This window comes from Sodaliphilus sp. (assembly GCF_045598405.1).
GTDB lineage: Bacteria > Bacteroidota > Bacteroidia > Bacteroidales > Muribaculaceae > Sodaliphilus > Sodaliphilus limicaballi.
Genome location: NZ_JAZLLZ010000007.1, coordinates 21,171 through 32,478, shown reverse-complemented (window position 1 = coordinate 32,478; position 11,308 = coordinate 21,171). Strand labels below are relative to the sequence as shown.

The following is an 11,308-nucleotide window of genomic DNA, read 5'->3' as shown; positions in this document are numbered from 1 at the left end:
GAGGATGACATATCGCCCCAACTGGAGCTCTTCCCACAAGAAGAGGGGCCCAATTTTGAGAATTACAAGACCAATGCCTATTTACAGGCAGTTAACCAATAGAATTAATCAAATCCCGATTTTTATCGGACAGCAATAAATTTTTATAGTCAACAAGTATATCATTGCCTAAACTTTTCTCAGAATCAATAGAACCCACCTTAAATAATCGCGCCCGCACATTGTGGACGCGATTATTTATATATAGGTATCGCGTCTATCGCTTTTTTTGCAAAAAAAGGTAAAAACATTTGGCAGTCGGCAGAAAAATGCGTAAATTCGCTATCGATACATAAACTCATAGCGCGCCACATGACCATGCATAGCACCATAGAGCAATTCTTGCAGTACCTGAGCCACGAGCTCAACTACTCACAGCTCACCGTCGCTGCCTATCGCAACGACCTGAAACAATGGTGCGAAGCTGTGACTGGCGGCGGAGCGCGCGAGCTCGATCTGGCAACGATCGAAGCCGCCGACGTGAGGATGTGGATGGTGCAACGCGCCGATGCCGGCGACTGCGCACGCACGTTGCGACGCAAGGTGCAAAGCGTGAGGGCACTGTTCAGGTATCTGATGAAACGCGGGCTGGTGGCCGAGAACCCTGCCGCCGACGTGGAACTGGCACGCACCCCCAAGCCCCTGCCCGACCACGTGAGGACGCAGAACATGGACGCCCTGCTCGATGAGGAAATAGACCGCAGCGACTTCACCGCAGTGCGCGACCGGCTGGTGATGCTCATGCTCTACGAGACCGGAATGCGACGCGCCGAGCTCATAGGCCTGCTTGACGCTCACGTGGACACCGGCAAAGGCGAGCTGCGAGTGCACGGCAAGCGCGACAAGGACCGTGTGATACCCTTCGGCCACGAGTTGGCACAGTGGATAGAGACCTACCGCGCCTTGAGGCAAGAGCTCCATGTGGGCGACGAGGAATTCTTCGTCAGGCCCGGCGGAGGCAAGCTGTATCCGTCGCTTGTCTATAACATCGTGCACAGCAACCTCGCGCGAGTGGGCGGGTCGCGCAAGATGAGCCCGCACGTGCTCAGGCACACATTTGCAAGCGTCATGCTCAACTCGGGCGCAGGGCTCGAGAGCGTGAAAGAAATACTAGGGCATGAGTCGCTGGCAACAACGCAGATTTATACGCACATAACGTTTAACCAACTAAAAGAGAATTATAAACACGCCCACCCAAGGGCATTAAAGAAAGGAGAATAATATGAACGTAACTATCAATTCAATCCACTTTGACGCAACCGAGAAGTTGGAACAGTTCATCAACAAGAAAGTTGAAAAATTGAGCAAGCACAACGAGGAGATCAACGCCATCGAGGTAACACTCAAAGTAGTTAAGCCCGAGACAGCGATGAACAAAGAAGCATCGATCAAGCTCAACGCCCCCCAGCAGGGCGACCTGTTTGCAAGCAAGGTGGCCGACACCTTTGAGGAAGCAGTAGATATGTGCGTCGATGCACTCAAGCGCCAGCTCGAAAAGTCAAAAAAAGACAAATAAGCAATGGGGTGTAACCTGGGGGCGGTCACACAGTGCGCCCCCACCCCACCCCAAGCAGACGCACAACTTCAAGGACGGCACGCACTTGCTGCTCATGCGGCAACGTCACCGCAACAGGCTGCGTCGACGTGTTCCGGGATGCAAAAAAATATTTTTTTCAAAAAAAAGCACTGAAATGTTTGGTGAATCAAAAAATATGCGTAACTTTGCACCCGCAATAGCAACGAATGTGCTATTCAACGCCTCCATAGCTCAGTTGGCCAGAGCACGTGATTTGTAATCTCGGGGTCGTTGGTTCGAATCCGACTGGAGGCTCACCTGAAAAGGTTCGGGTAGATAGGTAAGTGGTTAAAACGGGCAGACTGTAAATCTGTTGGCATCAGCCTTCGGTGGTTCGAATCCATCTCTACCCACTTAAAAAAAATGCGATAGTAGCTCAGTTGATAGAGCATCAGCCTTCCAAGCTGAGGGTCGCGAGTTTGAGCCTCGTCTATCGCTCTAAAAGAAACAATGCTGCTGTAGCTCAGGGGTAGAGCACTTCCTTGGTAAGGAAGAGGTCGCGGGTTCAAATCCCGCCATCAGCTCAAAGACATATTGGAAACCCTTCGCCACTTCAAGATGCGACAAGTATCAAAAAGGGGCGAAGAATAATATGTAGAAAAGACAAGAAAAAGTTAATCATTTAATCAACAAATAACTAAGTTATGGCAAAAGAGAAATTCGAAAGATCAAAACCGCATGTAAACATCGGTACGATCGGTCACGTTGACCACGGTAAAACTACCCTGACTGCTGCTATTACTACTGTATTGGCAAAGATCACAGGTGCTGAGGTTCGTTCATTTGACTCAATCGACAACGCTCCCGAGGAGAAAGAGCGTGGTATCACTATCAACACCGCTCACGTTGAGTACGAGACACAGAACCGCCACTATGCACACGTTGACTGCCCGGGCCACGCCGACTATGTAAAGAATATGGTAACTGGTGCTGCTCAGATGGACGGTGCTATCGTAGTAGTTGCTGCAACTGACGGCGTTATGCCCCAGACTCGTGAGCACATCCTGCTCGCTCGTCAGGTAAACGTTCCCCGTCTGGTTATCTTCCTGAACAAGTGTGACTCTCCCGATGTTGATGAGGAGATGATCGAGCTCGTTGAGATGGACGTTCGCGAACTCCTCTCTGAGTACGAATTTGACGGTGACAACACTCCCGTTATCAAGGGTTCTGCTCTTGGTGGTCTTAACGAGGATCCCCAGTGGGTTGAGAAGATCATGGAGCTCATGAACGCTGTTGACGAGTGGATTCCCCTGCCTCCCCGTGACATCGACAAACCCTTCTTGATGCCTATCGAGGACGTATTCTCAATCACAGGTCGTGGTACCGTTGCTACTGGTCGTATCGAGACTGGTATCATCAAGGTGGGCGATGAGGTTCAGATCATGGGTCTCGGTGCTGAGATGAAGTCAGTTGTAACAGGTGTTGAGATGTTCCGCAAGCTCCTCGATCAGGGTGAAGCTGGTGATAACGTAGGTCTCCTCCTCCGTGGTATCGACTACAAGACTATCAAGCGTGGTATGGTTATCTGCCACCCGGGTATGGTTAAGCCTCACGATCACTTCACTGCTTCAATCTACGTATTGAAGAAAGAAGAAGGTGGCCGTCACACTCCTTTCCACAACAAGTATCGTCCCCAGTTCTACATCCGTACTCTTGATGTAACTGGTGAGATCTCTCTGCCCGAAGGCATTGAGATGGTTATGCCCGGTGACAACGTTGAGATCAACGTTAAGCTCATCACTCCCGTTGCATGCAGCGAAGGTCTTCGTTTCGCAATCCGTGAGGGTGGCCGCACCGTAGGTTCAGGCCAGATCACTAAGATTCTCGAGGACTAATAACGAGATTCTAAACAAAATAAGATAAGACCGGTGAAACCGGCAAGCTGGAAAGCCGGTCTTATTTTAATTTACGGGAATAGTTCAGTTGGTAGAACGACGGTCTCCAAAACCGTAGGTCGTGAGTTCGAGTCTTACTTCCCGTGCTAAGAATAAAACGAGAAATGAAAAAATTTAAACTATTTGCGGATATTCAGGAATCTTATAACGAACTCGTTCATAAGGTTACATGGCCCACTAAGAGTGAATTAGCCAATAGTACAGTTGTTGTTATGGTAGCTTCCATCATACTCTCTGTATTAATCTGGCTTGTGGATCTCGGCATTGATCAGGCTATGCACTTGGTTTATGGTCTTGCATAAGACTAGGGACTGAGACTGACATAGTGGGTAAACACAAGACAAGAACTATCAAAGGTAAAAGAATCGATGGCTGAAAGTATGAAAAAATGGTACATTTTACGTGCCATCTCTGGTAAAGAGACAAAGGTTAAGGAGTTAGTTGAAGCAGCATGCAAGAACAACCCTGACACCTTGGGAAAAGACATCTGTAAGGTATTGGTTCCCACCGAGACGGTTTACACAACCCGAGCTGGAAAGAAAGTGCAAAAAGAGCGCAATCTTTTTTCGGGTTATGTTTTTGTGCAGTTAGCTCTTCACAAAGTCGTGGACAGTTACGAGAAGGATAAGGACGGTAAGGTATTGTCAGTTAATTACAAGTATGAATTAGGTGACACCGAGACATTCCTCCAGAACACTTCTAACGTGATTGACTTCGTAAGATCTCGCAAGGGAGGCAAGCAGCCCGAATCTGTGCCCGAGGCACAAATCGCCCGCATGCTTGGTGCAGCCGAGGAGGTTGCGGCAAGTGATGCAGTTGAATACAACTACATCGTGGGCGAGAAGGTAAAGGTGAACTATGGTCCCTTCACCGGATTTCATGGTGAAATCAGCGAGATTAACCAGGAGCGTCATGAGCTCACAGTTATTGTCAAAGTGTTTGACCGAGAGACACCACTCAAGTTGGACAATTCGCAAGTGGAGCGCGAGTGACTTGAAACTGTTACTATCAGGTCAGAGATCGTGCTACGTTTTTAACTAACAAAATAAAAACAAGAACAATGGCTAAAGAAATTGCTGGACAGATCAAATTGCAGATTAAGGGTGGAGCAGCAAATCCTTCACCTCCCGTAGGTCCCGCTCTGGGTTCTAAGGGTATTAACATCATGGAGTTTTGCAAGCAATTCAATGCCCGCACCCAACAGAGCGCCGGAAAGGTTCTTCCCGTAGTGATCACATACTACGCCGACAAGAGCTTTGACTTCATCGTAAAGACAAGTCCCGTTCCGGTACAGTTGCTCGACGCCGCTAAGGTGAAGAGTGGTTCAGGTGAACCTAACCGCAAGAAAGTTGCTAGTGTCACTTGGGACCAGGTTAAGGCGATTGCTGAGGACAAAATGCCTGATTTGAACTGTTTTACTGTAGCCTCGGCTATGCGTATGGTAGCTGGAACAGCAAGAAGTATGGGTATCACTGTAAAGGGTCAATTCCCTGAAAACGTTTAAAAACTTCAATTGAAATGAGTAAACTTACTAAAAATCAAAAGTTAGCTGCCGAGAAGATTGAAGCTGGGAAGAGTTACACCCTTGCGGAAGCTGCAGCTCTGTTGAAAGAGATTACTTTCACAAAGTTTGATGCCTCTGCCGATATCGATGTACGTCTTGGTGTAGATCCTCGTAAGGCAAACCAGATGGTACGTGGCGTGGTTTCACTCCCCCACGGTACTGGTAAGGAAGTTCGCGTTTTGGTTCTCTGTAACCCCGACGCTGAAGCTGCTGCTAAAGAAGCCGGAGCTGACTATGTAGGTCTCGACGAATATATCGAGAAGATCAAAGGTGGCTGGACCGACATAGATGTAATAATCACACAACCTCAGATCATGGGTAAGATTGGTCCCCTTGGTCGCGTGCTGGGTCCCCGTGGCCTCATGCCGAACCCCAAGAGCGGTACTGTGACTCCCGATGTAGCTAAGGCTGTAAAGGAAGTAAAGCAAGGTAAGATTGACTTTAAGGTCGACAAGGGTGGTATCGTCCACACCTCAATCGGTAAGGTTTCGTTCACTCCCGAGAAGATTAAGGAGAACGCTCAGGCATTCATCCAGACTCTGATCAAGTTGAAACCTGCTGCCGCTAAGGGTACATATATCAAGAGTATTTATCTTTCAAGCACAATGAGTAAGGGTATTAAGGTTGATACCAAGTCAATTGAGGCTTAACATTTAAACTATTGAAGAAAAATGAAGAAGGAAGATAAAACTTTAATGATAGAGAAGATCAAGGAGACAGTTGCTCAATATAGCGTACTGTACTTGACTGAGACTACCTCTTTGAACGCTGAGAAGACCACCGAGCTCCGTCGTGCTGCTTTCAAGAACGACGTGAAGATGATGGTTGTTAAGAACACTTTGCTTAAGAAGGCACTCGAGCAGTTGGATATCGACTACTCAGGTCTTTATGGCGCACTCGCAGGCTCAACAACGCTGATGCTTAGCAACACCGTTAACGCTCCTGCTAAACTGATTAAGGAATTCCGCGGTCGCAAGGAAACCATTCCCGCGCTCAAGGCTGCTTATGCTGAGGAGACATTCTTCGTTGGCGATGACCAACTGAACGTGCTTGCAGCATTCAAGAGCAAGAACGAGCTCATTGCCGACGTTATCGCATTGCTGCAGGCACCTGCACAGCGTGTTATCGGCGCTCTCCAGAACAAGGATGGCGAGGGTGAAGGCGAAGCTGCTCCCGAGGCAAATCCAGAAGCATAATAACAACAAAAATTACAATTTAATTCCATACAACAATGGCAGATTTAAAAGCTTTTGCAGAACAATTAGTTAACCTTACAGTTAAGGAAGTTAACGAACTTGCTCAAATTTTGAAAGACGAATATGGTATCGAACCCGCTGCTGCTGCAGTAGTAGTTGCTGGTGGTGCTGAGGCTGGCGCACAGGAAGAAGAGAAGACTTCTTTCGACGTAGTTCTCAAGGCTGCTGGTGCTAGCAAGCTCCAGGTGATCAAGAAGGTGAAAGAACTTTGCGGTCTTGGTCTGAAGGAAGCTAAGGATCTCGTTGACGGTGCTCCTAGCACTATCAAGGAAGGTCTTGACAAGGCTGGTGCTGAGGGTCTCAAGGCTGAACTCGAAGGCCTCGGTGCTGAAGTTGAGCTTAAATAATAACGCCTGATTTTCAGGTGTATAGGTTAAGAATCTCATGTAGATGTTGATTCTTAACCTTTTTGCGTCAAAAATCGGAGCCTGTGGCGAACACGGCATTTCCGGCTGGTTACGGGCTCCGCATTTTTAAGTATTGAGACTCGGTAGTCGGCATGCCCCCCGGCCTGCAATAATGTAGGTTGTTGTGGTGGCGGCGGAACACAGAGCTCTTAACAAGAATCAGGGTTTGGTCCCTGATATAACTAGGATATATTGCATATCTCACATCTATAGAACAATAGCAGAGGTGATGGCTGCGATGAAGACGGTTGCTGCTTGCGGCGCCGGGAAACATATGCCGCAGCAACCGGGAACGAAAGCCCGCTCGGCAGAAGCGTCAGCACCTCGACAGGAATGCTAACCCCGCATGGTGCCGCAAGCACCCTCTCAGTTGGGTTGACGGTCACAAGCTGGCCGGGACAGGCCGCAATGGCTGGACTCAACAGGGCGAATGAAAAAATGGAGCGAGGCTGGTAGGATTTGTTGCCTATATATGGCTGCAATGCCTCTGGTTCACCTCTGTTTGACACGTGGAGCAAGCATGATTTGTTGTGCTAGTGGATGTTGAGATGGTGTGATATAGGCAGGCAGGCTGCTCCGGATGACAGATGCGAAGATGTCGCCGAAGTCATGGTGCAGTATGCCGGCAGTAGTTACCTGATAAATATAAATTGAGTTCACTATAGGCGTGTTGTGGATTCTACTGCCCCTGCCCTTTCGAGGTCGGGCAGGTATTATCAAGAGCCCGCCAATAAAACATTTTTCAATGTCAGTTTCTAAACAACCCCGCGTAAATTTTGCACGTGTCAAGAATCCGTATCCTTATCCCGATTTCCTTGACGTGCAATTACAATCATTCAGAGATTTTCTGCAGTTAGATACACCAACTGAAAAAAGGAAAAACGAGGGACTCTATAAAGTGTTTAGCGAGAATTTCCCCATCCAGGACACTCGCAATAACTTTGTTCTTGAATTCCTTGACTACTACATTGACCCGCCGCGTTACACGATTGAGGAGTGCCTTGACCGTGGCTTGACTTATTGTGTACCCTTGAAGGCGAAGATGAAGTTGTTCTGTACCGACCCCGATCACGAGGATTTCGCGACCGAGGTGCAGGACGTGTATCTGGGCACCATCCCCTACATGACCGAGAAAGGCACCTTTGTGATCAATGGTGCAGAGCGTGTAGTTGTGTCACAGCTTCACCGTTCGCCTGGCGTATTCTTCGGCCAGAGCCTTCACCCCAATGGCACCAAGTTGTACTCGGCGCGCATCATCCCCTTCCGTGGTTCATGGATTGAGTTTGCGACCGATATCAACAACGTGATGTATGCCTACATCGACCGCAAGAAGAAATTGCCGGTAACCACATTGCTGCGTGCGATAGGTCTGGAAACTGACAATGACATTATCAAGATATTTGGTCTGGCCGAGGAACTCAAGGTCAACAAGACCAATCTCAAGAAAGCGATAGGCCGCAAGCTTGCTGCCCGCATCATCAAGTCGTGGAACGAGGAGTTTGTTGACACCGACACAGGCGAGACTTACTCTATCGAGCGCAATGAGGTGATCATCGACCGCGACACCGTGATTGAGGAAGAGAACGTCAACGAGATTCTCGAGAGTGGCGTCCAGACTATCCTCGTGCACAAGGAGGAGGTCAACACCAGCGATTACCAGATTATCTTCAACACCCTCAACAAGGATACTTGTAAGAGTGAGAAGGAGGCGATCAATTACATCTATCGCCAGTTGCGCAACGCGGAGCCACCAGATGATGCTAGCGCACGCGAGGTGATCATGAATCTGTTCTTCAGCGACAAGCGCTATGACTTGGGCGACGTGGGCCGCTTCCGCATCAACAAGAAGCTCAACATGGACATCCCCATGGAGACCCGCACCCTCACCAAGGACGATATCATCGAGATCATCAAGTACCTCATCGGCTTGATCAACAGCAAGACCGACGTTGACGACATCGACCACTTGAGCAACCGCCGTGTGCGCACTGTGGGCGAGCAGTTGTACAACCAGTTTGGCGTGGGCTTGGCTCGCATGGCACGCACCATCCGTGAGCGCATGAACGTGCGCGACAACGAGGTGTTCACCCCGCTTGACCTGATCAACGCTAAGACTATCTCATCAGTTATCAATACGTTCTTCGGCACCAATGCACTGTCGCAGTTCATGGACCAGACCAACCCTCTGGCCGAGATCACCCACAAGCGCCGTATGTCGGCCCTTGGTCCTGGCGGTCTCTCTCGTGAGCGTGCGGGCTTTGAGGTGCGAGACGTGCACTATACACACTACGGACGCCTGTGCCCCATCGAGACTCCTGAAGGCCCCAACATCGGTCTTATCTCGTCACTGTGCGTCTATGCTAAGATTAACAAGTTAGGTTTCATCGAGACACCCTACCGTCAGATTACCGACCAGAAGGTGAACTTGAACAACGACGAGATCGTCTATCTCACCGCCGAGGCCGAGGAAGGCAAGATCATCGCTCAGGGTAATGCACCTCTCGACGACGACGGCACATTCCAGAAGCAGCGCATCAAGGCTCGCCTCGACGCCGACTTCCCCGTAGTGGGTCCAAGTCAGGTGGATTACATGGACGTGTCTCCCCAGCAGATTGCATCAATCGCTGCTGCCTTGATTCCCTTCCTGGAGCACGACGATGCTAACCGTGCACTCATGGGCGCCAACATGATGCGCCAGGCAGTGCCCCTGCTGCGCAGCGAAGCACCCATCGTGGGTACAGGCATCGAGAAACGCCTGGCCTATGACAGTCGCACACAGATTCAGGCTGAGGGCGCTGGCGTGGTAGAATATGTAGATGCCGACGTGATTCGCATACGCTATGACCGCACCGAAGAGGAGCAGTTCATCAGCTTTGACGAGCCCGTTAAGGAATACCGCTTGCCCAAGTTCCGCAAGACCAACCAGAGCACCACTATCGACTTGCGCCCCATCTGCAACCGCGGACAGCGCGTTGAGCGTGGCGACATCCTCACCGAGGGTTACTCGACCGAGGACGGCGAGCTCGCTCTGGGACGCAACCTCAAGGTGGCTTACATGCCCTGGAAGGGTTACAACTATGAGGACGCTATCGTGCTCAATGAGCGCATGGTGCGCGAGGATATCCTCACATCGGTTCACGTCGATGAGTACACACTCGAGGTGCGTGAGACCAAGCGCGGCATGGAAGAGCTCACCAATGATATCCCCAATGTGAGCGAGGACGCTACCAAGGACCTCGACGAGCGTGGTATCATCCGCGTGGGTGCTCATGTGATCCCCGGCGACATCCTCATCGGTAAGATCACCCCCAAGGGCGAGAGCGACCCCACTCCCGAGGAGAAACTGCTTCGCGCAATCTTTGGCGACAAGGCCGGCGACGTCAAGGACGCTTCACTCAAGGCTAATCCTTCGCTCAAGGGTGTCATCATCGGCACCAGCCTGTTCAAGCGTGCGATACGCAAGCGCACCCGCGGCGGCGATCCCGAGCTCCTGAAGCTCGACGAGCAGTATAGCGCACGCCAGGAAGAACTGCGCGGCATCCTGCTCGACAAGCTCGCAGTGCTCACCGAGGGCAAGACTTCACAGGGCGTGAAGGACTATCTCGACACCGAGGTTGTGGCTAAGGGTGTGACATTCACCTACGATGTGCTCAAGAACATTGAGAACTTCGAGTCAGTGAACCTGAGCAAGTGGACAACCGATGCTCACCGCAACGACTTGATACGCACCTGCATCATGAACTACCTGCGCAAGAGCAAGGCCATCGACGCCGAGCTTCGCCGCAAGAAGTTTGACATCTCAATAGGCGACGAGCTTCCCTCAGGCATCATGCAGCTTGCCAAGGTTTACGTGGCAAAGAAGCGCAAGATCGGTGTGGGCGATAAGATGGCAGGTCGCCACGGTAACAAGGGTATCGTGTCGCGCGTAGTGCGCCAGGAGGATATGCCCTTCCTCGCCGATGGTACACCCGTCGATCTCGTGCTCAACCCGCTGGGTGTGCCCTCACGTATGAACCTCGGTCAGATTTTCGAGGCCGTACTTGGCTGGGCAGGCCGTGAAATGGGCGTTAAGTTTGCAACCCCCATCTTTGATGGTGCAAGCCTCGACGACCTCAACGAGTGGACCGACAAGGCTGGTCTGCCCCGCGGCGGACGCACACAGCTCTATGACGGTGCAACCGGCGAGCCCTTCGACCAGAAGGCAACAGTGGGCGTGACCTACTTCTTGAAACTCGGCCACATGGTAGAGGACAAGATGCACGCACGTTCAATCGGTCCGTACTCACTCATCACTCAGCAGCCCCTCGGCGGTAAGGCCCAGTTCGGTGGTCAGCGTTTCGGTGAGATGGAGGTTTGGGCGCTCGAGGCATTCGGCGCATCACACATCCTTCAGGAGATCCTCACCGTGAAGAGTGACGACGTGGCAGGCCGCAGCAAGGCTTACGAGGCTATTGTCAAGGGTGACGCAATGCCCACCCCGTCAATTCCCGAGTCTCTCAACGTGCTCTTGCACGAGCTGCGCGGTCTGTGCCTGAAAGTTAAACTTGATTAAATTATCACCTCAATATAGT

Annotated in this window: 10 protein-coding genes and 5 tRNA genes; all 15 read left to right on the top strand. The window is 50.7% G+C overall.

Annotated features, from left to right (window positions below; genetic code table 11):
- The first annotated feature begins 351 nt into the window (after positions 1-351).
- The 15 genes from ACKI3C_RS00710 to rpoB all read left to right on the top strand — a co-directional run bounded on the left by ACKI3C_RS00710 (position 352) and on the right by rpoB (position 11,289).
- Positions 352-1,260 (top strand): tyrosine-type recombinase/integrase, encoded by a 909-nt coding sequence (locus ACKI3C_RS00710; protein ID WP_407401081.1) that lies wholly within the window; start codon positions 352-354, stop codon positions 1,258-1,260.
- A gap of 1 nt (position 1,261) precedes the next feature.
- The gene (hpf, locus tag ACKI3C_RS00705) at positions 1,262-1,555 is read left to right on the top strand and encodes a ribosome hibernation-promoting factor, HPF/YfiA family (protein WP_407401080.1); all 294 of its coding nucleotides are present in this window, start codon (positions 1,262-1,264) and stop codon (positions 1,553-1,555) included.
- 241 nt (positions 1,556-1,796) lie between these two features.
- Positions 1,797-1,870, top strand: a tRNA-Thr gene (locus tag ACKI3C_RS00700).
- A 15-nt stretch (positions 1,871-1,885) separates the two neighbouring features.
- A tRNA-Tyr gene (locus ACKI3C_RS00695) sits at positions 1,886-1,968 on the top strand.
- 12 nt (positions 1,969-1,980) lie between these two features.
- Positions 1,981-2,053 (top strand) — tRNA-Gly (locus tag ACKI3C_RS00690).
- A gap of 14 nt (positions 2,054-2,067) precedes the next feature.
- Positions 2,068-2,139, top strand: a tRNA-Thr gene (locus ACKI3C_RS00685).
- A gap of 120 nt (positions 2,140-2,259) precedes the next feature.
- The gene (gene tuf / locus ACKI3C_RS00680; RefSeq protein WP_407401079.1) at positions 2,260-3,450 is read left to right on the top strand and encodes an elongation factor Tu; all 1,191 of its coding nucleotides are present in this window, start codon (positions 2,260-2,262) and stop codon (positions 3,448-3,450) included.
- A 73-nt stretch (positions 3,451-3,523) separates the two neighbouring features.
- Positions 3,524-3,596 (top strand) — tRNA-Trp (locus ACKI3C_RS00675).
- Between the two features lie 18 nt (positions 3,597-3,614).
- Entirely contained in the window at positions 3,615-3,812 is a 198-nt protein-coding gene (gene secE / locus ACKI3C_RS00670; RefSeq protein ID WP_407401078.1) for a preprotein translocase subunit SecE, read from the top strand.
- Positions 3,813-3,890: 78 nt separating this feature from the next.
- Positions 3,891-4,502 (top strand): transcription termination/antitermination protein NusG, encoded by a 612-nt coding sequence (locus ACKI3C_RS00665; RefSeq protein ID WP_407401077.1) that lies wholly within the window; start codon positions 3,891-3,893, stop codon positions 4,500-4,502.
- A 68-nt stretch (positions 4,503-4,570) separates the two neighbouring features.
- Complete coding sequence (gene rplK / locus ACKI3C_RS00660) at positions 4,571-5,014, top strand: 50S ribosomal protein L11 (RefSeq protein ID WP_407401076.1); 444 nt, start codon at positions 4,571-4,573, stop codon at positions 5,012-5,014.
- A gap of 14 nt (positions 5,015-5,028) precedes the next feature.
- Positions 5,029-5,724: a 50S ribosomal protein L1 gene (gene rplA / locus ACKI3C_RS00655; RefSeq protein WP_407401075.1), complete on the top strand. Its 696-nt coding sequence runs from the start codon at positions 5,029-5,031 to the stop codon at positions 5,722-5,724.
- 21 nt (positions 5,725-5,745) lie between these two features.
- On the top strand, positions 5,746-6,270 hold the full coding sequence (rplJ, locus tag ACKI3C_RS00650) for a 50S ribosomal protein L10 (RefSeq protein ID WP_407401074.1): 525 nt from the start codon (positions 5,746-5,748) through the stop codon (positions 6,268-6,270).
- Positions 6,271-6,305: 35 nt separating this feature from the next.
- Positions 6,306-6,677, top strand: coding sequence for a 50S ribosomal protein L7/L12 (gene rplL, locus ACKI3C_RS00645; protein WP_407401073.1), 372 nt, complete (start codon positions 6,306-6,308; stop codon positions 6,675-6,677).
- 805 nt (positions 6,678-7,482) lie between these two features.
- Entirely contained in the window at positions 7,483-11,289 is a 3,807-nt protein-coding gene (gene rpoB, locus ACKI3C_RS00640; protein ID WP_407401072.1) for a DNA-directed RNA polymerase subunit beta, read from the top strand.
- Positions 11,290-11,308: the final 19 nt, after the last annotated feature.

Coding starts and splice junctions, on each gene's coding strand:
- ACKI3C_RS00710 (WP_407401081.1), top strand. CDS start 352: ATGACCATGCATAGCACCATAGAGCAATTCTTGCAGTACCTGAGCCAC.
- hpf (WP_407401080.1), top strand. CDS start 1,262: ATGAACGTAACTATCAATTCAATCCACTTTGACGCAACCGAGAAGTTG.
- rpoB (WP_407401072.1), top strand. CDS start 7,483: ATGTCAGTTTCTAAACAACCCCGCGTAAATTTTGCACGTGTCAAGAAT.
- tuf (WP_407401079.1), top strand. CDS start 2,260: ATGGCAAAAGAGAAATTCGAAAGATCAAAACCGCATGTAAACATCGGT.
- rplA (WP_407401075.1), top strand. CDS start 5,029: ATGAGTAAACTTACTAAAAATCAAAAGTTAGCTGCCGAGAAGATTGAA.
- rplJ (WP_407401074.1), top strand. CDS start 5,746: ATGAAGAAGGAAGATAAAACTTTAATGATAGAGAAGATCAAGGAGACA.
- ACKI3C_RS00665 (WP_407401077.1), top strand. CDS start 3,891: ATGAAAAAATGGTACATTTTACGTGCCATCTCTGGTAAAGAGACAAAG.
- secE (WP_407401078.1), top strand. CDS start 3,615: ATGAAAAAATTTAAACTATTTGCGGATATTCAGGAATCTTATAACGAA.
- rplL (WP_407401073.1), top strand. CDS start 6,306: ATGGCAGATTTAAAAGCTTTTGCAGAACAATTAGTTAACCTTACAGTT.
- rplK (WP_407401076.1), top strand. CDS start 4,571: ATGGCTAAAGAAATTGCTGGACAGATCAAATTGCAGATTAAGGGTGGA.